20 protein-coding genes and 2 tRNA genes are annotated in these 22,654 nt (G+C 60.2%); 19 read left to right on the top strand and 3 right to left on the bottom strand.

Features of this window, described 5'->3' with window-relative positions; translation table 11 throughout:
• The first annotated feature begins 178 nt into the window (after positions 1 to 178).
• The 13 genes from CHY22_RS02530 to CHY22_RS02470 all read left to right on the top strand — a co-directional run bounded on the left by CHY22_RS02530 (position 179) and on the right by CHY22_RS02470 (position 16,607).
• Positions 179 to 1,861 carry an ABC transporter ATP-binding protein gene (locus CHY22_RS02530; RefSeq protein WP_168170413.1) on the top strand — a complete coding sequence of 561 codons (1,683 nt, stop codon included), beginning with the start codon at positions 179 to 181 and terminating at the stop codon, positions 1,859 to 1,861.
• Between the two features lie 186 nt (positions 1,862 to 2,047).
• The gene (gene rpmE, locus CHY22_RS02525) at positions 2,048 to 2,473 is read left to right on the top strand and encodes a 50S ribosomal protein L31 (RefSeq protein ID WP_006235303.1); all 426 of its coding nucleotides are present in this window, start codon (positions 2,048 to 2,050) and stop codon (positions 2,471 to 2,473) included.
• Between the two features lie 340 nt (positions 2,474 to 2,813).
• Positions 2,814 to 5,621: a preprotein translocase subunit SecA gene (secA, locus tag CHY22_RS02520; protein ID WP_089572242.1), complete on the top strand. Its 2,808-nt coding sequence runs from the start codon at positions 2,814 to 2,816 to the stop codon at positions 5,619 to 5,621.
• Positions 5,621 to 6,769, top strand: a complete 1,149-nt coding sequence (gene prfB, locus CHY22_RS02515) for a peptide chain release factor 2 (RefSeq protein ID WP_089572239.1) — start codon at positions 5,621 to 5,623, stop codon at positions 6,767 to 6,769. The genes secA and prfB overlap by 1 nt, the downstream gene beginning before the upstream one ends.
• 165 nt (positions 6,770 to 6,934) lie before the next feature.
• Positions 6,935 to 7,825: a YitT family protein gene (locus CHY22_RS02510; protein WP_089572238.1), complete on the top strand. Its 891-nt coding sequence runs from the start codon at positions 6,935 to 6,937 to the stop codon at positions 7,823 to 7,825.
• Positions 7,826 to 8,032: 207 nt separating this feature from the next.
• Complete coding sequence (locus CHY22_RS02505; RefSeq protein ID WP_089572236.1) at positions 8,033 to 8,863, top strand: transketolase; 831 nt, start codon at positions 8,033 to 8,035, stop codon at positions 8,861 to 8,863.
• 1 nt (position 8,864) lies between these two features.
• Positions 8,865 to 9,806: a transketolase family protein gene (locus CHY22_RS02500; protein WP_089572234.1), complete on the top strand. Its 942-nt coding sequence runs from the start codon at positions 8,865 to 8,867 to the stop codon at positions 9,804 to 9,806.
• Positions 9,807 to 10,257: 451 nt separating this feature from the next.
• Positions 10,258 to 11,478 carry a cell division ATP-binding protein FtsE gene (gene ftsE / locus CHY22_RS02495; protein ID WP_089572233.1) on the top strand — a complete coding sequence of 407 codons (1,221 nt, stop codon included), beginning with the start codon at positions 10,258 to 10,260 and terminating at the stop codon, positions 11,476 to 11,478.
• Positions 11,465 to 12,385, top strand: coding sequence for a permease-like cell division protein FtsX (gene ftsX, locus CHY22_RS02490; protein WP_089572231.1), 921 nt, complete (start codon positions 11,465 to 11,467; stop codon positions 12,383 to 12,385). Before ftsE ends, ftsX begins: the two co-directional genes overlap by 14 nt.
• 135 nt (positions 12,386 to 12,520) lie before the next feature.
• Complete coding sequence (locus tag CHY22_RS02485) at positions 12,521 to 14,656, top strand: RNB domain-containing ribonuclease (protein WP_089572229.1); 2,136 nt, start codon at positions 12,521 to 12,523, stop codon at positions 14,654 to 14,656.
• A gap of 177 nt (positions 14,657 to 14,833) precedes the next feature.
• Positions 14,834 to 15,439: a recombinase family protein gene (locus CHY22_RS02480; protein ID WP_089572227.1), complete on the top strand. Its 606-nt coding sequence runs from the start codon at positions 14,834 to 14,836 to the stop codon at positions 15,437 to 15,439.
• A gap of 104 nt (positions 15,440 to 15,543) precedes the next feature.
• Complete coding sequence (locus CHY22_RS02475) at positions 15,544 to 16,125, top strand: VanZ family protein (RefSeq protein ID WP_158551209.1); 582 nt, start codon at positions 15,544 to 15,546, stop codon at positions 16,123 to 16,125.
• Between the two features lie 122 nt (positions 16,126 to 16,247).
• Complete coding sequence (locus CHY22_RS02470) at positions 16,248 to 16,607, top strand: arsenate reductase family protein (protein ID WP_089572223.1); 360 nt, start codon at positions 16,248 to 16,250, stop codon at positions 16,605 to 16,607.
• Between the two features lie 72 nt (positions 16,608 to 16,679).
• Here CHY22_RS02470 and CHY22_RS02465 read toward each other — a convergent pair whose 3' ends face one another.
• On the bottom strand, positions 16,680 to 17,090 hold the full coding sequence (locus tag CHY22_RS02465) for a hypothetical protein (RefSeq protein ID WP_089572222.1): 411 nt from the start codon (positions 17,088 to 17,090) through the stop codon (positions 16,680 to 16,682).
• Between the two features lie 265 nt (positions 17,091 to 17,355).
• On the opposite strand from CHY22_RS02465, the gene CHY22_RS02460 reads away from it, so the two are divergent.
• The 6 genes from CHY22_RS02460 (at position 17,356) to CHY22_RS02435 (ending at position 19,941) form a co-directional block, all read left to right on the top strand.
• A tRNA-Gln gene (locus tag CHY22_RS02460) sits at positions 17,356 to 17,429 on the top strand.
• A 17-nt stretch (positions 17,430 to 17,446) separates the two neighbouring features.
• Positions 17,447 to 17,523, top strand: a tRNA-Glu gene (locus CHY22_RS02455).
• 95 nt (positions 17,524 to 17,618) lie between these two features.
• Entirely contained in the window at positions 17,619 to 18,536 is a 918-nt protein-coding gene (locus CHY22_RS02450) for a hypothetical protein (protein WP_089572220.1), read from the top strand.
• A complete protein-coding gene (gene smpB, locus CHY22_RS02445; RefSeq protein WP_006235325.1) occupies positions 18,526 to 18,996 on the top strand; it encodes an SsrA-binding protein SmpB in 471 nt (156 codons plus the stop codon). Before CHY22_RS02450 ends, smpB begins: the two co-directional genes overlap by 11 nt.
• A gap of 208 nt (positions 18,997 to 19,204) precedes the next feature.
• Positions 19,205 to 19,708 carry a flavin reductase family protein gene (locus CHY22_RS02440; protein WP_089572218.1) on the top strand — a complete coding sequence of 168 codons (504 nt, stop codon included), beginning with the start codon at positions 19,205 to 19,207 and terminating at the stop codon, positions 19,706 to 19,708.
• 89 nt (positions 19,709 to 19,797) lie between these two features.
• Positions 19,798 to 19,941 carry a rubredoxin-like domain-containing protein gene (locus CHY22_RS02435; protein WP_055251878.1) on the top strand — a complete coding sequence of 48 codons (144 nt, stop codon included), beginning with the start codon at positions 19,798 to 19,800 and terminating at the stop codon, positions 19,939 to 19,941.
• Positions 19,942 to 20,248: 307 nt separating this feature from the next.
• Here the strand turns inward: CHY22_RS02435 and CHY22_RS02430 are convergent, their stop codons facing one another.
• On the bottom strand, positions 20,249 to 21,505 hold the full coding sequence (locus CHY22_RS02430) for an Nramp family divalent metal transporter (RefSeq protein WP_089572217.1): 1,257 nt from the start codon (positions 21,503 to 21,505) through the stop codon (positions 20,249 to 20,251).
• Between the two features lie 75 nt (positions 21,506 to 21,580).
• The gene (gpmA, locus tag CHY22_RS02425) at positions 21,581 to 22,354 is read right to left on the bottom strand and encodes a 2,3-diphosphoglycerate-dependent phosphoglycerate mutase (RefSeq protein WP_089572215.1); all 774 of its coding nucleotides are present in this window, start codon (positions 22,352 to 22,354) and stop codon (positions 21,581 to 21,583) included.
• Positions 22,355 to 22,654: the final 300 nt, after the last annotated feature.

The raw sequence follows: 22,654 nt of genomic DNA, 5'->3' as shown, positions 1-22,654 counted from the left end.
CGGTCTGTTACTTTTAATCTAACAATTCTTTGAGGAACGTAGGTGCTTCTAAATGTACTGTCGACTTCTTCTCAAACTAATCCTAAGAGACAGGGCCGTATGGATCTCTACGCTCGTTCTCGCTGCAGCCTTCTCCATCCCCATTGCGTTCAATTCACCCATCTACGGGCCCTTCTTTATGAAGCAGGGCATGCAGGGCTTTGTCGACGCATTCAATACGCGCGCACCCCAGGCCAGCGGCACAGACCTATCTCCAGAGCAGCAAGCTGACGCGGAGCTTGCAAGATACGCGAACGCCGCCCTTGCCGCTCAAACCGACGCCGCCTTTCTCGATTCTGCCGAGAGCTACTACGCGCTCATGGACGAAGGCTTCCAATCCGGGTCCATCGTGGGAGACCAAGAGACCAATGACGCGGCGCTCGCATATTGCCGTGCCCTGAGCAGCTCCGGCATCACGGATATCCCGGCCTCCGCAAGCGACCTGCCGTTCCTTTCCTTCCTGCCTTACGCCATTGCCGCGGTGCCGTCTTTCCTTCCCTTCATTCCCTTCCTTCTCTCGTCGATACTCCTGCTCGGGGCCACAAGGCCTGCGACCCTGGCGGCGAAGGCGCCCGCGCCCAAATTCCGGCGCCTTATCCAGATCGTGTTCTCGATAATCGCCGCGGGGACCGCGATGCTCCTCGTCGGCCTCGCACCCGGGGGCATTTACGCCTTGGCCCTAAACGGCTTCGGGCAAATTGGGTACCCGATCGCCTTCTTCCATGACGGCGCGCTTGCCACCACGACCGCGGGAAACGTCTTCACGACCCTGCTTCTCGCGCTGCTTGCGGGCGGAACCTTGATATCCGTTTTCTCCGCCGTCCTATCGACCGCAACGAGGCGCGTCCTCGCGGGCCCCCTTACCTCCGCGCTGCTTGTCGCGGCCCCGGCATTCCCGTTATTGTCCGATTCGGCACTAGGGCATAATGCCGTGCTCGGGCTCCTGCCGCTGGCCGTGTTCTCGCCTATCGAGGCAACGGGTTACGTAGGATGCTTCCCGACAGAATTCATTGGCTCCGGTTCAGGCAGCGCATCGATGCTTGCCGTGGCCCTGGCATACGTCGCGGTCCTTTTTGCGGTCGGCGCCGTTGCGGCACGTTCCCCCAAACAGCCTGGACCCGCGAAAAAGCGCCATGGGATCGAGCTTCTGGACGCGAGCGTGGGATACGGGAGCACGACGGTACTTTCAATCGGGTCGCTTTTCCTGAGCCCGGGAACGGCGGCGGGCCTCGTCGCTCCCAACGGCTCGGGGAAAACCACCCTTCTTGAAGCGCTGTCGGGCCAATTTCCCACCCGCATCCGCTCGGGAAGCCTGGCGGCAGACGGAATCTGCCAACGCCGATCAGCCGAATTTGCAGAACTCGTCTACCTGAGCTCTTCGGGCAGCGCGGATCTCTATCCCACGCTATCGGCCATCGAGCACCTTGCTTTCGTTAGGGAGGCGTGGAAATCGGCCGCCGACATCGACTCGCTCTGCGACTCCCTCGGAATCTCCCCATATCTCGACAAGCCGACCCGTAAACTCTCGACAGGAATGAAGCAGCAGGTAAAGCTTGCCATGGCGATAGCGACCGATTGCCCGTACCTCATCCTCGATGAACCGCTGAACGGCCTCGATCCGGGAAAGCGGAAAACCTCCTGCGACGCGATGCGCAGCGAGGTGGCGCGGGGACGAAGCGTGCTCATTTCAAGCCATCTGCTCGACGACCTGGCAGACCTCACCAACTCGTTCTACTTCATCGAGGCCGGCACGCTCGTGGAAAAGATCAAGTCGTCCTCGCAGACGCTCAAGCAGGAATACCTCGATACATACGAGAGATGAATGTGGGGGAGTGTTCGGATGAAGTTGATATTTAAGGTCCAGCTCGTGTTGTGCCGAAAAGACCGTGAACCTTTTGTGGGACGCTCGGCGCCGTGGTACCATAGCCGAGTTTGTTGTCTTGGTCGGAAACCAAGACGCCTTATGCGCTGATCGGTAACCAGCGCCTGACCAATAAGGAGTCCTACCATGAAGCAGGGTATCCATCCCCAGTATGTCGAGTGCACGGTGACGTGCTCCTGCGGCAACACCTTCAAGACGCACGCTACCGTGTCCGAGATGAAGGTTGAGCTTTGCAACGAGTGCCACCCGTTCTACACCGGCCAGCAGAAGTTCGTCGACACCGGTGGACGCGTCCAGCGCTTCGCCGACAAGTTCGGTGGCGCCGCTGCCGCCCAGCTCAAGAAGGCCGAGGAGGCCAAGGCTGCCAAGGCTGCCAAGGCTGCTGAGGCCGAGGCCGCTCGCAAGGCCGCCGCTGAGGCTAAGGCTGCCGAGAAGGCCAAGCGTGCTGCTAAGTTTGCCGAGGAGGCTGCCAAGCAGGCCGCCGAGGCTCCCGCAGAGGCTCCCGTCGAGGAGGCCGCTGCCGAGGCCGAGACCACCGAGGCTGCTGAGTAAATAGCTCGCCGCGGAAACACTCGCATTCATGGCATGAGGGCCGCGCATCCGTTTGGGTGCGCGGCCCTTTTCTTTTTATTGGTGCAAGCTAACCCGTCCCCATTGCACCAGGTTGGTGCGAAGGGGACAGGTTGATTTGCACCAAATGGCAGAGAGACAGCGTTTTCCCAGATAAAAGCTGCCAAAATAAACCAGTCCCTTTTTGGCGGGCTGTCGTAGTTATTACGTGGTCGAGCGTGTCGACCGCATAGGCGGCGCCTTGTTTGGCTAAAGTACAAATATCTGTGTTTAACTCGTCCAAGGTTTCATGCCGCGGGCGATGGCCAAAAAGGAAAACCACATGGGATTCATGTCAAAGCTGCTGTCCTTTGGATCCGATAAGGACCTTAAGCGCTACTACAAGATCGTCGACCAGATCAACGGTCTTGAGCCCCAGTTTGAGAAGATGACCGAGGAGGAGCTCCGCGGCCAGACCGATAAGTTCCGCGAGCGTTACGCTAACGGCGAGTCGCTCGACGACATGCTCCCCGAGGCCTTTGCCACCGTGCGTGAGGCTTCCAAGCGCACCATGGGTATGCGCCACTTTGACGTGCAGCTCATTGGCGCCATGGCACTGCATGAGGGCCACATCGCCGAGATGAAGACTGGCGAAGGCAAGACCCTCGTCTCCACGTTGGCCGGCTATCTCAACGCTATTGCCGGCAAGGGCGTGCACGTCGTTACTGTCAATGATTACCTTGCCAAGCGCGACTCCGAGTGGATGGGCCGCATCTATAAGTACCTGGGCATGACCGTCGGTCTGCTCCAGAACAACATGCCGCTCGAGCTCAAGCGCCCGGCCTACCAGGCCGACGTCACCTACGGCACCAACTCCGAGTTCGGCTTTGATTACCTGCGCGACAACATGGTTACCCGTCCCGAGCAGCGCGTGCAGCGCGGCCACAACTACGCCATCGTCGACGAGGTTGACTCCATCCTGATCGATGAGGCTCGCACCCCGCTGATCATCTCGGGCGCTGGCACCAAGTCCGCCAGTACCTACAAGGACTTCGCGCGCGCCGTGCGCGGCCTTGAGCGCGGCGAGGACGTGTCGCACGACATGCTTACCGCCACCGAGGACGTTGAACCCACGGGCGACTACGTCATGGACGAGGCCAAGCACACCATCGCTGCCACCGAGCGCGGTCTTAAGAAGATCGAGCGCCGCCTGGGTATCGATGACATCTATGCCGATCTCTCCGGCCAGCTGGTCAACCACCTGCAGCAGGCGCTGAAGGCCCAGTACATGTTCCACCGCGACAAGCAGTATGTGGTCACCAACGGCGAGGTCAAGATCGTCGACGAGTTCACCGGCCGCATTATGGAAGGCCGCCGTTACTCCGAGGGCCTGCACCAGGCCATCGAGGCCAAAGAGGGCGTGCTTGTACGCGAGGAGAACCAGACGCTGGCCACTATCACCTTGCAGAACTACTTCCGTCTGTATGACAAGCTCTCCGGCATGACCGGTACGGCACTCACCGAGGATGCCGAGTTCCGCGAGATCTACAAGCTGCCCGTCGAGGTCATCCCCTCCAACAAACCCGTTCAGCGTGTTGACCACGAGGACCTGGTGTACCGTACCATTCAAGCCAAGTACAACGCCGTCGCCGACGATGTCGAGCAGCGTCACGCCAAGGGCCAGCCGGTCCTGGTGGGCACCGTCTCCATCGAGAGCTCCGAGAAGCTGTCGGCCGCCCTTACCAAGCGCGGCATCGCGCACGAGGTCCTCAACGCCAAGCACCATGAGCGCGAGGCTCATATCGTTGCCCAGGCCGGACGCTACGGCGCCGTGACCATCGCTACCAACATGGCCGGTCGTGGTACCGACATCCTGTTGGGCGGCAACCCCGACGAGCTGGTGCGCGAGCGCCTTGAGTACGAGGGCCTGACCATGGAGGACGTGACGCCCGAGCAGCTTGAGCAGTTTAACGCCGAGGCCAAGGAGACCTGCAAGGCCGAGCGCGAGCGCGTGCTTGCCGCCGGCGGCCTGACCGTTATCGGCACCGAGCGCCACGAGTCCCGTCGTATCGACAACCAGCTGCGCGGCCGCTCCGGCCGTCAGGGCGATCCGGGCGAGACCCAGTTCTACCTGTCGCTCGAGGACGACCTCATGCGCCTGTTCGGCGGCGACAAGATGGACCGCGTCTCCAAGATGATGGTCACGGCCGACATGGGCGACGACATGCCCATCCAGCACAAGATCATCTCCAAGGCCGTCGAGAGCGCCCAGCACAAGGTCGAGAGCATCAACTTCTCCATGCGCAAGAGCGTCCTTGAGTACGACGACGTCATGAACAAGCAGCGCCAGGTCATCTACGCTGAGCGCAATAAGATTCTGGACGGCAAGGACCTGACCGACCACATCACCGAGGTCATGCACGACACCGTGTACCGCTGCGTTCAGGAGTTCTGCACCAAGGACAGTCACGATGGCGAGCGCGACCTGGAGGGCCTGCGCAAGTGGGTTGTGGAGCTCACCGGCCACATCGATACGCCGAAGTTCCCCGACGAGGATTATGAGGCTCTGGCTGCCGATGTCCTGGCTTACGTAGAGAAGTGCTACAACATGAAGGCCGAGCGCTTGGGCGAGGACCTGATGCGCGAGCTCAATACCCAGGTCATGCTGCGCGTCATCGATACCCGCTGGATGAACTACCTGCAGGAGATGGACTACCTCAAGACCGGCATCGGCCTGCGCGGCTTTGGCCAGCGCGACCCGCTGGTTGAGTACAAGACCGAGGCCTACGGCGCGTTCCAGATACTCGTCGATACCATGTATGAGGATTACCTGCGCACGGTTCTGCGCATCGAGATCAAGGCTGCCCCGCGTGCCGTGGAGCACAAGGAGGAGCCCGCGCTCGAGGGCGCGCGCTTCTCCGGTCCTGCCGAGGTCGATGGTGACAACGGCGACTCGGTGCTGCGCAAGCAGGCGCAGGTGCAGGCCCGCACGGCTGTTCAAGGCGGACCGGCTGCCGTCAACAACGGTGGCAAGGTGACCACCTATCGCAAGTCCGAGAGCGACGATCCGTACGTCAACGTGGGCCGCAACGACCCGTGCCCCTGCGGTAGCGGCAAGAAGTTTAAGTACTGCCACGGCAGGAATCGTTAATGGCTGAGGCTTTAGAGGTAACGCTCGCCGAGCTGGACGCGTTTGCGGACCGGCTCGGCGAGGTCGAGTCGTATCTCCACTTGGACGAAAAGCGCACGCGCGTGACCGAGCTCGAGGCCAAAAGCGTGGCCCCCGGCTTTTGGGATGACGCCGACGCCGCCCGTGCCACCATGGAGGAAATCGCGCGCACCAAGGAAGATATCGCCGCCGTGGACAACGCGCGCGGCGAGCTTTCCGATGCCCGCGCCGCGCTGGAGCTTGCCGAGGAGATGGGGGATGACCCCGATGCCGCCGCTCTTCGCGAGGAGGCTACAGCCACGGCTGAGCGCCTGGCCCGTGCCATCGATGAGCTTGAGCTTTCGAGCTGGTTTACCGGTGAGTTCGATCACGGCGATGCCATTGTGACCATCAAGCCCGGACAGGGTGGTCTGGAGGCCCAGGACTGGACCTTCATGCTCTTTAAGATGTACATGAAGTACTGCCAGCGTCGCGGCTGGAAGGTCACGATTAACGACTGCCCCGCTGCTGAGGTCATCGGCATCGACCGCGCGACCTTTACCGTCGAGGGCAAGGACGCATTTGGCATGCTGCGCGCCGAGGCCGGCGTCCACCGCTTGGTTCGCATTAGCCCCACCGACGACAAGAAGCGCCGCCAGACCACGTTTGCCGGCGTCGAGGTCATCCCCGTGCTACCCGATGATATCGACATCGAAATCAGTCCCGATGACATCCGCGTGGACGTGTACCACGCGAGCGGCCCGGGCGGTCAGGGCGTTAACACCACCGACTCCGCCGTGCGCGTGACGCATTTCCCCAGCGGCATTGTGGTCACCTGCCAAAACGAGCGCAGCCAGATCCAGAACAAGGCCGCGTGCATGCAGATCCTCAAGGCTCGCCTGTACGAGATTGAGCTCGAGAAGCGCGCCGAGGCCCTGGATGAGATTCGCGGACCCAAAACCACGATTGGTTTTGGCAACCAGATCCGCAGCTACGTGCTCTACCCGTATCAGATGGTTAAGGACCTACGCACGGGCGTTGAGACCAGCAACGTCGAGGCAGTTCTTGACGATGGCGACCTGGACCCGTTTGTTATTGGCTATCATCGCTGGGCCACCGGCAACGCCGATGCAGAAGGCTCGGAGATCTAAAACATCGGGCGGCTTCAAGCCGATGCTAAGCCCAACGGTTGGACGGGTTTGTATCCGGAATAAACCCTGCGCAGGGGTGGTTTTTGTCCGGCGAATCGGTAGAATCGAATACAGCAAGAAGTTCGAAGCGCATCCGTTTGGGTGCGCTTTTTTGAGGGAGGCAGCATGGCATATCGTCTGGACATTAAGCGCATTCTTTCGATGAACTTCTTTCACGACCTGCCCCAGATTATGTTGGGGTGCGCTCTGGCCGCTATTGCGACCGACCTGTTTTTGATTCCCAACGGCCTTGCTGCCGGTGGCGTTACGGGCCTTGCCACCATTATCCAGGCGGTCGGCGCATCGCGCGGTCTATCGCTTCCCGTTGGTATTCAGACGATCGTGATGAACGCCTTGCTGCTGCTGGTCGTTATGCGCGAGGGCGGCATGTTCTACGTGGTGCAGACCGCGACGGGCTTTGTGCTGCTGGGCTTCTTTACCGATCTGTTCGCCCCGTTTGTAGCACCTCTGGCGGATGCGGACCTGATGCTCCCTGCCATGTGGGGCGGCATTATTACAGGCATCGGTTACGGCATGGTGCTGCGCGCCGGCGCCAACACCGGCGGCTCGGACACGATTGGCCAAATCATCTCGCGTAATACCTCACTGCCCGTGGGCTCGACCGTCATGGCGATCGATGTTGCCGTATGCGCGCTGTCGGCTCCGGTCTTTTCAATCGAAAATGCACTATATGCAGGCCTTTCGATGGTCATTAGCGGCTACGTGATCGATGCCGTGGTCGATGGTGGCAACAAACGCCGTATGGTACTCATCATCTCGGACAAGTTCCCTGATATCGCTGCCGATATCATGTATGGCCTGGGTCGTGGTTGTACCAAGTTTAAGGCGACTGGCATGTATTCGGGTGCCGAGAAGCCGGTGATCATGGTCATCGTGAACCGTCGAGAGCTCAATACCCTCAAGACGATCGTGCGCGAGCGCGATCCTCACGCCATTGTGACGGTCGCCGACGTTACGGAAGCTTTCGGCGAGGGATTCAAGGACATTAGCGCGTAGGGCCGACCGCGTCCCATCCAAAAGACGTTCACATTGATAAACCGTTTCATCAGCGGTTCTGCCTGCTAAATTGTTCAAATAATGATAAAAACTCTGGTAAAGCCATCAGTTTCCAGCATAATGAATGACGTACGTGCATTGCGGCTGTGTTGGGATTACCTTCGGTGCCGTGCGCATTTTGTCTAATGAGGATGAAAGGAAGGCACAATGAGCGACGAAGAGCTCAAAAAGGTTGCCAACGAGGTAAGGAAGGGCATCGTCACCGGCGTGCACGCTGCCAAGTCCGGCCATCCGGGCGGTTCGCTCGGCGCTGCCGACATCATGACCTATCTGTACTTTGAGGAAATGAACGTCGACCCGGCCCATCCCCGCAAGGCCGACCGCGATCGCTTTGTGCTTTCCAAGGGCCACTGTGCACCTGGTCTGTACGCTGTGCTCGCCGAGCGTGGGTTCTTCCCCAAGGAGGATCTTGAGACGCTGCGCCACATCGGCAGCCACCTGCAGGGTCATCCCAACATGAACGACACTCCGGGCGTTGACATGTCCACCGGTTCGCTCGGCCAGGGCGTCTCCGCCGCCGTCGGGATGGCGCTCGCCGCCAAGCACTGGGGCGATACTTATCGCACGTACGCCCTGCTGGGCGATGGCGAGAGCGAGGAGGGCCAGGTCTGGGAGGCCGCCATGTTTGCCGGCAACCAGCAGCTCGACAACCTCTGTGTGATCGTCGACCACAACGGCCTGCAGATCGACGGTCCCGTCGAGGAGGTCAACGACCCCATGCCGCTCGCCGACAAGTTCCGCGCCTTTAAGTTCCACGTGGTGGAGCTTGCCGACGGCAACGATTTCGATCAGATCCGCGCCGCCTTTGCCGAGGCTCGCGCTACCAAGGGCCAGCCGACCGCCATTATCGCCGAGACCCTGAAGGGCAAGGGCGTGTCCTTTATGGAGAACCAGGTTGGTTGGCACGGCAAGGCCCCCAATGATGAACAGTTTGAGCAGGCCATGGCAGAGCTCACGGCCGCCGGAGAGGAGCTCTAGGATGGCAGACGTCAAGAAAATCGCCACGCGCGTAAGCTACGGCGAGGCCCTCGTCGAGCTCGCCAACGAGCACGATGACTTTGTGGTCCTCGACGCCGATCTGGCCGCCGCCACGCAGACCGGCAAGTTTAAGGCAGCCTGCCCCGACCGCTTCTTCGATGTGGGCATTGCCGAGAGCAACCTGATGGGTGTTGCCGCCGGTATCGCGACCACCGGCCGCGTCGCCTTCGCGAGCACCTTTGCCATGTTTGCCGCTGGCCGCGCCTTTGAGCAGGTCCGCAACTCCATCGGCTATCCGCACCTTAACGTTAAGATAGGTGCCACGCACGCCGGTATCTCGGTGGGCGAGGACGGCGCCACGCACCAGTGCTGCGAGGATATCGCCCTCATGCGCGTCATCCCCGGCATGACCGTTATCGTTCCCGCCGACGACGTGGAGGCCCGCGCCGTGACGCGCGCCGCCTACGAGTGCGACGGCCCCGTGTACATGCGCTTTGCCCGTCTGGCCTCGCCGGTCATCAACGACCCCGAGACCTACAAGTTCGAGGTAGGCAAGGGCATCGTCATGCGCGAGGGCACCGACGTCACCATCATCGCCTGCGGCCTAATGGTCGGCGAGGCCCTCGAGGCCGCCGAGCAGCTCGCTGCCGAGGGCATCGATGCCGAGGTCATCAACATGCACACCATCAAGCCCATCGACGCCGACCTGATCGTCAAGAGCGCCACCAAGACCGGTCACGTCGTGACCGTCGAGGAGCACTCCGTGATCGGTGGCCTGGGCAGCGCCGTTGCCGACGTTCTGTGTGAGCAGTGCCCGACGCCGCTCAAGAAGATTGGCGTCAACGACACCTTTGGCGAGTCCGGTCCGGGTGCCGAGCTCCTGCACAAGTACGGCCTGGACGCCGCCAACATCGTGGCGACCACCAAGGAGTTCTTGGCATAAGGCAAGACGAGGCAAAGTATCACGTTGACAACCACAAACAAGCCAGAACAGGGGCGTCCTCAAAGAGGGCGCCCCTGTTTATGCTGAATTTAAAATAGAGTCCTGCCAAGCAAGGTTCCCATGGGGAAACGGGCCCATCCCAACAAAGTGCAATTCAGACCCTTCCAACTTTGTATGCGCAGCATCTCAAGTTGGTGCGTCGGCCCCATAGTAGCCGCAGGCCGGGCGCAGGGTTACCTCCCAAATCTTTCCGCAGCGCAGGCCGGCGTTTGTCCGCAGCTCCGCAGGAGCAGGACAAATGCCGGCCATGCGCGAGGACGATTTGGGAGGTAACCCTGCGCCCGGCCGGTGGGATCCCAAAGCCCGCCATGCTTCTTATGTGCAGCAAAGCTAATGCTGCTAAAATACAAAGCGCTCATGTAGTTTAAACGCACGACGATAAGGAGCACCAGTGGGTAACCACTTCCGTACCTCCGGTGCGGGCGATGATGCCCCCAAGACGCTGACAGGCGTCCAGGGCAGTCGTTTCGCCACTCCGGATTCAGAGGGCCAGCCTGTTGCTCAGGCCCCCACTCAGCCGGCAGATCAGGCACAGCCGGCATCCGATCCCTTTGCCTACAATCCCACCAGCGATGTCGCGCTTTCCGGCACGGCGGGTTTTGAGCCCGTTCAGGCTGTGACCGCTCGCGTGGAGCAGCCTCAGGCTGGCGCCGCCGCGCCGCAGCCTAGCATGGCCGGCATTCCCGACCCCATGGCTCCTGCGACACCGGCTCCTCAGCCTGCGCAGTCCGGCCTCTTTGCCGCTATTCCCGATCCCACGCAGCCTGCTGCCCCGGTGGTCGAGAGCGATCAGGCAGCCGAGGTCGCAAGCCTCGATAACGCGCTCAACAACCCCGATTTTACGTCGGTGTTTGCGCCCATCGATCCGCAGGCCAGCCGCAAGAAGATGGCCAAGCAGGCCGGTGTCGAGCCCGTCATCCTTATGGAGCATGTCACCAAGATCTATCCGGCACAGCCCAACAAGCCTGCACTCGACGACATCAACATCGAGATCTATCCGGGCGAGTTCGTCTTCCTGGTCGGTCATTCCGGCTCGGGTAAGACCACGCTGCTGTCGACGCTCAACCGCGACGTCAAGCCGACGAGCGGCCGCATCTTGGTTGCCGGTCAGGACCTCATGAAGATCAAGAACCGCAAGGTTCCGTTCCTGCGCCGCCAGATTGGTGCCGTGTTCCAGGACTTTAAGCTTCTGCCGCAAAAGACCGCCTACGAAAACGTGGCGTTTGCCCTGCAGTGCATCGGCAAGCCCAAGGGCGTCATTCGCAGCCAGGTGCCGGAGGTGCTGCGTCTGGTCGGTCTGGCCGATCAGATGGACTCGCTGCCCGACCAGCTTTCCGGTGGCGAGCAGCAGCGCGTCGCCGTCGCCCGCGCTATGGTCAACCGTCCGCCGCTGCTGATCTGCGACGAGCCCACGGGTAACCTCGACCCGGCGATCTCGCTGGGCATCATGAAGCTGCTCGAGCGTATTAACCGCACCGGCACCACCGTGATCGTCGCCACGCACGACCGCGAGATGGTCGATAGCATGCACCGTCGCGTGATCGCCCTCGAGGGCGGCCACGTTATCCGCGACCAGGAGAGGGGAGGTTACGGCAACTATGGCACCAACTAACGTGGGCTACTCCTTCAAAGAGGCAATCAGTCACTTCTTCCGTAACTGGACTACCTCGCTCGGCGCCGTCATCACGATCTTCCTTTCGCTGTTTATCATCGGCCTGTTCATCATGGGCTCCGCGATGCTGAACTCCGTGATCGGCACCGTCGAGGATCAGGTTGTCATCAACGCGTTCATTAGCGATGACGCCGATCAGGCCGATGTTCAGGCTTTTGAGGCCGAGCTTAAGACGTGGAATAACGTCAAGTCCGTGACCTATAAGGACAAGGACGACGCGCTGGCCGAGTATACGAGCAAGATGTCGGGCAACGCCGACGCCACCATGAGCGCGCTCGATGGCCAGAACCCGCTGCCGGCTTCGTTTGCAATTGAGATGGACGATCCGTCCAAGGTCGAGAGCACGGCCCAGAAGCTCAAGAAGAACGCCGACTTCCAGAAGATCGCGGATGACGGCGACGTCAACGCGAGCGTGCTGTACGGCCAAGAGGAAGTGAGCCGCCTGTTCCAGGTGACCAACTACATCCGCATCGCCGCCGTGGTGCTCGTTGGCCTTTTGACCTTTATCGCATTCATCTTCATCAACAACACGATTCGCCTGTCCATCACGGCGCGTCGTCGTGAGATTGCGATTATGCGTCTGGTCGGCGCCAGCAACGGCTTCATTCGCGGCCCGTTTATCACCGAGGGCGTACTGCAGGCCATTTTGGGCTCGCTGCTTTCCATCGGCGTTCTGGAGCTGCTGCGCAATCTGATGATTCCGCGTTTGCAGGAGAGCATCGGCTGGATGTCGTTTGCCCTGCCGATGCAGTACTACCTGGTGACCTATGCTGCGCTGATTCTGGTCGGTGTGATTATCGGTCTCTTTGGTTCTGCCATAGCCATGCGCCGCTACCTGCGCGTGTAGGCATGCCTGGAATTCATCCCTTCCAACGGGTCGTCTCTTATGGGGCGGCCCGTTTTTTGATCTCTAGGGGACGGCAGGAAAGCGAATCATTTGGGTAGACTCTTTGGAGTTCGTCATCGATAGCAAGGAGGCGCCATGGGGCGCAATAACAAGCATAAGCGCGGTGCTCGCAATAAGCGTGGGCCGGTGCGCAGCGAACGCCGTCCGAGCCTGACCGGGCGCGTGCAGCTCCATGAGCATGGCGCCTATGTCATAACCGAGAGCGGCGACTACAAGGTTATGGGCCGCGGTAAGCGCGAGATCATGGATGGCGATACCGTTGCCGTGAGCATTAAGAACAGCCCGCACGGTGAGCGGCGCGCCGTGATCGAAGGCGTGGTTGAGCGCGCAGCCATAAGCGTGGTGGGTACGTACCAGACCGCTGGTCCGCTCGGTGTGATCGAGCCGCTCGATTCGCGCCTGAAGGCCGACTTCTTCATTCTGCCCGAGGATACCTCGGCGGATCGTCTGGGCGTCCACCCGGGTGATGCCGTTGTCGCGCGCATTTTGACCTACCCGACGCGCCTGGAATCGGGCACCGTGACGATCGAACGCCGCATTGGCGGAGATGACGCGCCCGATTTGGGCGTTCAATACGTGATGGCGCGTTACGGCTATACCGATAGCTATCCCGAGGCCGCGCTGGACGAGGCCGAGGGGCTTTCGCTCGATGTGTCCGCGGCGCTTAAGGACCCGCTCCGCCGCGATCTGCGCGACCGCTTTGTCATCACGATCGACCCGGTCGACGCGCGCGACTTTGACGATGCCATTTCGCTTGAGCGCACGCCCGAGGGTGGCTACAAGCTGGGTGTGCATATCGCTGACGTTTCTCACTATGTGGCTTGGGACGGGCATATCGATCTTGAGGCTCGCCATCGTACGACATCGGTGTATCTGGCCGATCGCGTGCTTCCCATGCTGCCCGAACGCCTGTCCTGTGACCTATGCTCGCTTCGCCCTGACGAGGACCGTCTTGCGTTTACCGTTGACATTGAGCTCGATGCGCAGGGTCGCGTGCGGCATTACGATCCTTACCCCAGCGTGATTCGCTCGCGTGTGCGTATGGACTATGACGGCGCCGAGGCGCTGCTGGTGCGTGCCGGCGCGGTTGAGTATTCGGTGCTGGAAGGCGCCGCTGAGGATGTTGCGGCTGCTGAGGCCTCGCGCGAGGAGGCGCTTGAGCGCGGTCTTGCGTGCGAGGAAACTGCTCGCGGCTATAACGTCGACCTCGGCGATTTCCTTGTCGCCGCCAACGAACTCGCCGAACTTCGCCGTCGTATTCGTCGTGCCCGCGGCTCAGTCGATTTTGACACGGCCGAGATTCGCGCTCTATTGGATGAGGACGGAGTACCCGTGCAGATTGTGGCGCGCGAGCGTTCGTGTGCCACGTCGCTTATCGAGGAAGCCATGCTACTCGCCAACGAGTGCGTTGCAGAGTGGCTGGCAGACCGTGATATCGAGGCCTGCTATCGCGTGCATGAGGATCCGAGCCCCGATAGCCTGCACGGTGCCGCCGTTGCGCTGGCGCAGCTAGGCATCATCGACGATCGCCGTGCTGCCGGTATCGCCCTGGGGAGTCCCGATGAGCTACAGGCTGCAGTTGATGCTGCCGCCGGTACGGCCAACGCACCGCTCGTCAACACGCTGCTTCTGCGCAGCATGCAGCGCGCACTGTACAAGCCGCGCAACGAGGGCCACTTTGCGCTCGCCGCGCCGTGCTACTGTCACTTTACGAGTCCCATCCGTCGCTACCCCGATCTGGTGGTGCACCGCGTGCTCAAACTGCAGTTGGCCTATGAGCAGCTCGGCGGCAAGGACGCCCTGGTCCGTACGCCGCGGCTGATCGGCAAGGGGCGCGAGTCGCTGCCGCGCATTCTGCCGCAGATCTGCCGCGCATGCAGCGATGCCGAGCGCGCGGCAGATGCCGCTAGCCATGCGACGCAAAAGATCAAGATTGCCCAGTACTATGAGGACCGTCTGGGCGAGCGCTATGCCGGAACCGTCTCGTGGGTTAGCAGCATGGGCCTCTTTGTGCGCTTGGACCTGACGCAGGTCGAAGGCTTGGTTTCGATCAAGAGCCTGGGCAACGAGTGGTTCGAGTTCGACGAGGATGCGCTCACGCTCACAGGTGCCGACACGGGGACTCGCTATGAACTGGGTCAGCGCGTGATTATCGAGGTCTCGCGCGTCAATACCACGCGTGGGCACTTGGACTTTAAGCTTATCCATTAGCCAAATCTCGACTCATGGCGGGAGAGCGGAGGGCGGTCTTTCGGGGCCGCCCTCCGCATTTGGATCATGGCTACCTTGCCGTCTGCTCGGCCGCCCGCTTACCTGCTATTTGAGAGGTAAAACCTACCAAAATAAACCTGTCCCTTTTTGGCAGGTTTACAAGAAAGCGGGGATGAGATGGCGACGGTGTATGGTTATGCGCGGGTGAGTTCGCGCGATCAGAATCTTAATCGGCAGCTGGATGCGCTGGGCGCCTATGGCGTGGGCTCGGCGAATATTTATGCCGACCATGCGAGCGGCAAGGACTTCGATCGACCGCGCTATCGCGAGCTGCTGCACGTCCTGGGAGACGGGGACGTGCTGGTGGTGCTTTCTATCGACCGACTTGGTCGTAATTACTCCGAGATTCTTGAGGAATGGCGTCGCATTACCAAGGAGCTCGGGGTTGCCATTGTGGTGTTGGACATGCCATTGCTTGACACGCGCGCCAGGGCAAGCGGCACGCCGGATGTGACTAATACCCTGATTGCCGATATTGTGCTGCAACTGCTGAGCTACGTGGCGCAGGTGGAGCGCGAGAATATCCATCGGCGCCAAGCGGAGGGAATTGCAGCGGCGCGGGCGCGAGGGGTCCGTTTCGGTCGACCTCGCAAGCCGTGCCCTCCTCAGTTTGAGCTGGTGCGCGATAGCTATGAGGCGGGCGATATTACCCGCAGCCAGGCAGCAAAGTGCCTGGGCGTGTGCGTGGGGACGTTCGATCGCTGGATGCGCGAGGCGGGGTAGGGGTTTGCGTCGCTTTGTCGCTTCCTGTTGCGATTCAAATTTTGATACGGTGACGATGTCATTTGGGGCTACACTCGCTGATATTCAAAAAAGGAGGTAGGCCCTTGGCGCGCGTAAAACAAATAATCGGATGGACCGCGATCATTCTGTTCGCTGCAACGCTGGCGGGCATCTGGGTGCTGACGGAGCAAAACGCGGTGCAGACGTCGTTGCTGAGCGAGTCCACCGCGCGTGTGGTGGAGGGTCAGGCTACGGGCGTACAGGCTGCCGATGCCACGGGTGAAGCTCAGACCGAGAACGGGATGACCGGGGGCACCGATTCGGCTGCTTCGAATGTCCGGTCTGGCCGACTTGCCTCCATTCGCATGTGGGTGGGCGCGAACGTCCGTCGCGTTGCCCATACCGTAGAGTTTTTCTTCGTCGGATTGTTCGCCTCGGTGGTCGTGGTTTGCTTTTCCGGGCGTCCGTGGAGCGTATGCTCCCGTTGCGTGCCCGTGTTGCTCTTTTGCGCCGTCTGCTCCGTTGGCGATCAGGTACATAAGATCTTTGTTCCCGGCAGGCATTTCGACGTTATCGATTTAGGATTCGATGCTGCGGGCTATGTCACCGCGATGCTGTTGGTATTGCTGGTCTCCGCATGGGTGCACCACGAGACGCGCCCCATCGGCGCCCATGCGAGGCGCTAGCCTTAAGACGAGACATCGCGACTGCCTATGCTTCGACATTGACTACAATAACGGCTGCAATCGCGAGTGGTCGTCGATGTGCAGTTTTCCGGACACCTGTTTTCTCTAAGAAAGGAAATCCCATGGCGGTATTGTTTGTTGAATATCCCAAGTGCTCGACCTGTAAGAAGGCCAAGGCATGGCTGGACGAACACGGGGTAGAGTATATCGACCGCGATATCGTTTTGGACAATCCCACGGCTGATGAGCTTGCGACCTGGATTGCTCGTTCGGGACTGCCGGTGCGGCGCTTCTTTAATTCGTCGGGCATGAAATATCGAGAGCTGGGCCTGAAGGCGCGTCTAGATGCGGGCATGACGGATCGGGAGTGCTACGAGCTGCTGGCGACCGACGGCATGCTGGTCAAGCGTCCGCTGTTGGTGGGCGACGACTTTGCGATTCCCGGCTTTAGGGAATCGGCTTGGGTCGAGGCGTTGCTGTAGCGGCTGCGGAAAGTGCGACCCGTTTTGAGTACTCAGGGTGGGACGTGTTTTCCATCGGCGGGCTCGCTCGGCTCAATCATCGAGCTGTGCCCATTCGTGCGGATCGTAGACCTTTACGTGCTTGTTGGGCTTGCCGCTCCAGTACTCCTCGTCCATAAAGGGCAGATATGCCTGAACGCCGGGGCAGATAAAGGGGATCCGCTGCTGTTGCAGTCGCTCGCGCTGTCGCTGCTCCAGGTGCGCCTCGGATATGACAGTCGGCATACCGGACAGCTCGACGAGGCTTGCCTGGATTCGCTTAAGGTCGGGGAGTCCCGCGTGCCATGACATCCGCATGATCAAAAAGGATGCACGGCGGTAGTTTGCCTGCATCACCGTGATGGCGGGGCGCAGAGTGGGATGGATTTTGTCCCGTTCGGGCCAAAGGTCAGCAGTGATCTCGAGGCCCAGGGTCTCCCATAGGTAATCAAGCTCTTCGTCCATGGCGCCTCGATATCCGTGCAATGATGACGGTTCGATTGTGCCATCAGCCGTGAGTGCTACATTGTTGTAATCTACCAGCGGTAGATGCGGGATGTTTTACGGGCTTTGGCGCCGTACGTGTCGCTGGCGCTTCACAGGTCCTTCACGTGTTGGCCGTATTTGACTGAATTTCAAAAAATTCAAAATTGGGGCTTGCGTCACGGCCGGACTTCCCGTATATTTCTTTCTTGCGCAAAGGCACAGCCGAGCGCAGCGATGCAGTCATTGGGATGTCGTCTAATGGCAGGACAGCGGATTCTGGTTCCGTCAATGGGGGTTCGACTCCCTCCATCCCAGCCATTGCATTTGCTACATATGGCCCGTTCGTCTAGCGGTTTAGGACGCCGCCCTCTCAAGGCGGAGATCACCAGTTCGAATCTGGTACGGGCTACCACAAAATGAACGCCCGGGCCTCGCAAGAGACCCGGGTTTTGTGTATCGACCGTTTATACGGCGCCTGCCGTGTTTCGCCCAGATCGAGGAGTAGTCATGGATCTGCCCATCAGCTTGCAAGACATCACGTATGCCGAGAACTATCTGGCGCAGGGCGACCTGACCACGGCGACGCCGCTGCTGGAGCGTCTGGTTGAGCTCGCCGAGGAGTATATCGACGCCGAGTGCAAGACGGAGGAGAACCGTCAGTACTTTAGCTTCGATAGCAAGTTTGAGCGTCTGGCCTACCGCCGCGTGGAAAAGGATCCGCGCGAGCTGGTGCAGGTCGAGGTGCCCTTTGATCGCCTGTATTCCGACATGGCGTTTGCCTACATTCGCCAGCAGGATTATGTGAGTGCTCGTAATGCCCTGATGCAGGCTGTGCGTTGGGACCCCATGAACTGCAACTATCGCCTGGATCTGGCCGAGCTGTTCCGCGCGCTCGAGGACAAGCAGGAGTGGGCTTCGCTTTCGTTTTCGGTGCTGGAGCGTGCGAGCGACGGTAAGTGTGCCGCCCGTGCTTATGCCAACCTGGGGCAGTACTTCTTGGAGCCCGAGACCGAGAATGTCTCGGCCGCCGTGGGTTGTGCGCGTTTGGCACTACGCTTAGCGCCTGGCGATGCGCATACGACGCGCCTGCTCAACAAGATTCATACTGCCTATCCCGATGCCGCCGAGGAGAGCGACGAGCACGTGATGGGTGAGCTCGCCCTGCAGGGCGTGCCGACCTCGCCTTCGGCCGAGATTGCCATTTGCCTGATCATGTGTGCGACCGATGCTGCGAGCGACGGCGACAAGCAGGAGGCGACGCGCCTGACGGTGCGTGCTCGCGACCTGGTGGGCGAGGAGGCCTGCGCAGCGATTATCAAACTGGTGCGCGAGAGCGACGCCGAGCTCAATGCTGAGCGCAAGGTAAAGCGCGACGCTGCGGGCAAGGGTTCCGATGGCGCCAAGGAGGCCGGCGATGCCCAGTAAGCGCGAGCGCAAGCTCATCTCCAAGAATCGCTCGGCACACCACGAGTACTTTATCGATGAGACCTTTGAGTGCGGCATTGAGCTGAGTGGCACCGAGGTCAAGTCGATTCGCGAGCGCGCGTGCCAGATCACCGACACCTTTGCACTGATCCGTGGCGGCGAGTGCTGGCTCGTGGGTCTGCATATTCACCCTTATAGCCATGGTGGCGTGTGGAACCGCGACCCTGATCGCCGTCGTCGTCTGCTGCTGCACCGCAAGGAGATTGACTTTCTCGACGGCAAACTTCGTAACCGTGGTTATGCGCTGGTACCGTTGGAGCTCTACTTTAATACCGACGGCCGCGTAAAGCTGCTGCTGGGCCTAGGCCGCGGCAAGAAGCTTTACGACAAGCGCGAGGATATGGCCAAGCGCGATGTTCAACGCGAGATTGACCGCGCACTTAAGGAGCGTAATCGCTAGGCGCTCTGTGTAAGTTGCGGTGGAATACGGACTGTTTTGCCTGTTTGAGGGGCTATTCAGTCCCTATTTCACCGCAACTGCGGGCGTCTCATCTTGCTTATACTGTTTTGACACATATGTCTCAAAGGCGGCGTCCGTTATGGGCGCCGCTTTTTTTGTGGGTACATACATCCATGAGGTTCCAACCCGGGTTAGGGGAGTGATTGTTATGGACAAAACTGCGTTCTTTACCATGCCGAGCGGTCTGTACGTGGTGAGCGCCGCGGCAGACGGGCTGCGCGCCGGCTGCGTCATCAACACTGCGGTGCAGGTGACGTCCATGCCGCCGCGCATTTCGGTTGCCGTGAACAAGGACAACGTCACCTCGGGCGTCATCGCTTCGGCCAAAGCGTTCGCGCTGACCGTGATCGATCAGACGGCCGATATGCTCTATATCGGTAACTTTGGGTTCCGCACCAGCAGCGACTATGACAAGTTTGCCAAGTACGAGACTCGCGAGACTGCTCTCGGCATGCCTTATGTGCCCAAGCATGCGGCGGCGCTGTTTAGCTGCCGTTTGATCGACACTGTGGATGTGGGCACGCATCTACTGTTTATCGGCGAGGTCGAGGATGCCGAGCGCCTAAGCGACGAGACGCCGCTCACCTACGATTACTACCATAAGGTCCTGAAGGGCAAGACGCCTCCGAAGGCGTCCTCGTATCAAGGCTAGAAATGTTTTAAAAATACTTGCATTATATTATTGAGAATCTATACTGATAAATGAAGTACATCACCAGTCGCGTTCGAGAGGAGAACATCATGGCTGAGGAGAAGAAGACGTATAAGTTCGTGTGCGTCGTTTGCGGTTACGAGGTTGAGGTCGATACGCCCGAGCTGCCCGAGGATTATGTGTGCCCGGTGTGCGGCGTCGGTCCCGATCAGTTTGAGCTCGTCGAGGAGTAGCTCGCAGACACACGGCGAAAGCCGAACATAGCTCTGTCCAAGGGCCCCGGTCGAATTCTCGGCCGGGGCCCTTTTCCTCCGTCGCCAAGGGATCACGGTTGCTGTTGACCGATCCTGTCTGTTGTGAGTCCGGCCGACCGTTTGTCTCAATCTGTAACATCTAGCAGTGAAAACGGGGTCTACGTGTTACAGATTGAGACAAACGGAGCTGTCCCTCGGAATGATCTCGATCTGTAACATCTAGACATTAAAAGCGGGTCTAGATGTTACAGATCGAGACGTTTGACTGGGTAAGTGCCCCGCCCCATTACATCCCTGTCAACAACACGATATCGAGAATCGTCACGATGGCACCGATCCCTACAAGCAGCGTGTTGAGCGGGCGCGAATTGGCGTATTTGCCCATGACGCGGCGTGAACTGGTGAGTCGTATGAGCACAAAGACCGTAATCGGCAGCTGAAGCGACAGCAGTGCCTGACTCCAGATGAGACCTTCAAAGGGATTTGGAACGACCAGGCACGCCGCCACTGCTCCGGCGAAACAGGCCGCCACCCCGACCGAGGAATGTCGGTCGTGGATGTCGTATTCCTCGTCGAACATGCCCGCAGTGATGGTTCCCGCCGCCATGCCCGCTGTCACGCTGCTCGAGAGGCCCGCAAACAGTAGCGCCACGGCAAAGATGGTCGCGCTTGCCGGGCCCAGAATGGGGGAGAGCGTGGCCGCTGCGACGGCGAGGTCGTCTACGACAATGCCGTGCGCAAAGAAGGTCGTTGCGGCCAGGATGACCATTGCCGAGTTGATTGCCCAGCCCACGCCCATCGAAAAGAGCGTGTCGAAGAGCTCGTAGCGCAGGCGTTCTTCGATAACTTGCTCGCCTTGGCCTTCGAAGTGCATGGATTGGATGACCTCGGAGTGCAGAAAAAGGTTGTGGGGCATAACGACCGCACCCAGGACACTCACGATAATCGCGGCAGAGCCAGTGGGCATACTGGGCGTGATCCAGCTTGCGGCGGCCTGCGGCCAGTCGACCTTGACCAGCGCAAGCTCGGCCAAAAACGAGAGTCCTACCACGCCGACGAAGGCGATGATCCATCGCTCGGCGCGCTTGTAGGAGCTCGTCATGAGCATCGCCATCGATACTGCCGCCACGATGACGCAGCCCGCGCGCACGGGCAGCCCAAAGAGCATTTGAAGGGCAATCGCGCCGCCCAGGACTTCGGCCATGGCGGTGGCGATGGTCGCGAGATAGGCGCTGCCGAGCACCGCGCGTCCCACGATGCGGGGGAGAAAGCGGGTCGTGGCCTCGGCAAGACAGGCGCCCGTGGCGATACCCAAGTGTGCCGCGTTGTGCTGCAGCACAATGAGCATAATCGTGGACAGCGTGACGATCCACAGCAGCGCGTAGCCAAACTGCGAGCCCGCGGCCATGTTGGAGGCCCAGTTGCCCGGGTCGATAAAGCCGACGGTTACGAGCAGTCCGGGGCCGATGTGCCGCGCAATGTCGAGCCCGCCATGACCGCCAGTGCGCGGGGAGCCAAAGTGTTGTTTGAGATGGTTGAGCATGGTGCGCTCCTGTGTATGGGCGGCGTGACGTCGCATCTGGGCCGTGCGGCGCCACGCGTCGGTTTTGGGTTGGGGCTACTTGTGTGCTTTGCCCTGATTGGCCACGGCGTCGATCTTGGCGGCGATGGTCGCCGGGTCGCCGATGTAGCGCTTGTCGAGGACGTTGAAATCGGTGTCGAAGGTGTAGACGAGCGGCACGCCGGTGGGGATGTTGACCTTGAGGATCTCCTCGGGCGTGAGGTGCTCGAGCTTCATGACGAGTGAGCGCAGGGAGTTGCCGTGTGCGGCGATGAGTACGCGCTTGCCGGCGAGCATCTGGGGGCGAATCTCGTCTTCGAAATAGGGCCAGGCGCGGGCGATCGTGTCCTTGAGGCATTCGGTATAGGGCAGCTGATCGGGCGCGACATCACGGTATTGCTCCTGGGTGTGGGGATCGCGCGCGTCGTTCGGCTCGAGTGCCGGCGGGCAGATATCGAAGGAGCGGCGCCAGATGAGCACCTGCTCGTCGCCGTGCTCCGCCGCGGCATCGGCCTTGTTGAGACCCTGCAACGCTCCGTAGTGGCGCTCGTTGAGCTTCCAGGATTTGATGACGGGCAGCCACTCGCGATCCATTTGGCCGAGCACGATGTTGAGGGTGTGGATCGCGCGCTTGAGGCGCGAAGTGTAGCAGACGTCAAAGTCGAAACCGGCTTCTTTGAGGGCTCGACCGCCTGCTGCGGCTTCTTCGCGGCCCGTGTCGGTGAGCTCAACATCGGTCCAGCCGGTGAACAGGTTGAGCTTGTTCCACTCGGACTCTCCGTGACGGATGAGGACGAGTTGCATCGTCTGCTGGTCTGCTTGGTGCGCCATAGGGGCCTCCTTGATCTGGCACGGTGTGCGTGCCGTTTGCTTGACGCCGCAAAGGATACCCGTTTTAAGCTTAAAAGTTAACCAAGACTAACAAAATTGTTGTATTTGAATGGGATGGTGAAAGGGGGCTGCCGAAATGTCTCGATCTGTAACAGTTTGCCGCCAAAACCGACCCTTCGTGTTACAGATCGAGACAAACCAAAACCGTCCCGCAGAAAATCTCAATCTGTAACATCTAGGCGCCAAAATCGGTTCCTCCTGTTACAGATTGAGATGTTTGAAGCGGTGAGCTTACAAGCC

The sequence above is a fragment of the Collinsella sp. TF06-26 genome (genome assembly GCF_002232035.1).
Classification (GTDB): Bacteria; Actinomycetota; Coriobacteriia; order Coriobacteriales; family Coriobacteriaceae; genus Collinsella.
This window is presented reverse-complemented; position numbering and strand designations above follow the sequence as displayed.